At 39.7% G+C, this 925-nt stretch carries 1 protein-coding gene; it reads right to left on the bottom strand.

Translation table 11 applies throughout. From position 1 onward, the window contains the following. Positions 1–346 precede the first annotated feature (346 nt). On the bottom strand, positions 347–859 hold the full coding sequence (locus H5200_RS23215; protein WP_182762850.1) for a DUF2931 family protein: 513 nt from the start codon (positions 857–859) through the stop codon (positions 347–349). Positions 860–925: the final 66 nt, after the last annotated feature.

Raw genomic sequence — 925 nt, 5'->3', positions numbered from 1 at the left:
GGTACATCCCACTGGTCATCAAACTTAATTAAAGTCACGAATATATCATTACCTTCATCCGTTGAACCCGATACAACCATATAATCTATTTCACCTGTTGTTGCACAACCGCCTAGTAATACAGCTAACAGACTAATAAGAAGTAATTTTATGAGGTTGTCCATAATCTATATCCATTTATTAGTTGTGATTGCCATTGTGTGCTGAGCTCTGCTTGCGCAGGCTGATTATAACAAAGCGCGAGCTGTGGTTTTTAGTGGTGAATTCAGCGTCTTCTTCAGGGCCATGAGCTACGGGCTGCCTCTGCGAATACTTTATAGAACATAAGCTTAGGGTCGTGGCTTTACTACTTATTCTCACGCCATTGAGCTTGCCCAGAGCCAAGCTCGTGTAGAACACGTCCAGTAAACCCGGCTGATGGTGTATTTGAAATCCAAACCTTTATCTCACCTGATTCACCCATACCAACTATTAAATATGGGTAAATATCAGTTTCTACTTCGCCTGTATGGTAACTAAATCGAGGTAATTTACTGGCTAATTTACAACCATTTTTATCTATTGCCACTTCACCAAAGTAAATTCTATTTTCTGACTTATCTAACCATTCAACGGCGACTTTTTCTGGGAATTTTTGATCGTAAACGCCACTTGTTTTACCGGCACTTTGCCAGCAACAACCAAGGCTCCCCATAGGAATACCCCAACTATTATCAAAAGTAATTGATTGCACCCAAATTTCATTACCCTTTTGTGTCGCACCGCCTGCAACCATGTAATCAATTTTACCTGTAGACGAACATCCTACAGCGAATAATATTAAAGCGAGTGTGATAAGTAATTTTATGAGCTTGTCCATAATCTATATCCATTTATTAGTTGTGATTGCCATTGCTCACTCTTTTCATCTTGTTCTGGCTGATTG

Origin of the sequence: Pseudoalteromonas sp. SG43-7, from assembly GCF_014164295.1 — a bacterium.
GTDB lineage: Bacteria > Pseudomonadota > Gammaproteobacteria > Enterobacterales > Alteromonadaceae > Pseudoalteromonas > Pseudoalteromonas rhizosphaerae.
Note: the sequence above shows the minus strand (reverse complement) of the source record. Positions and strands in the feature narration are given on the sequence as shown.

Bases quoted from the DNA above. Each gene is read 5' to 3' on its own strand.
- H5200_RS23215 (WP_182762850.1), bottom strand. From the start codon at position 859: ATGGACAAGCTCATAAAATTACTTATCACACTCGCTTTAATATTATTC.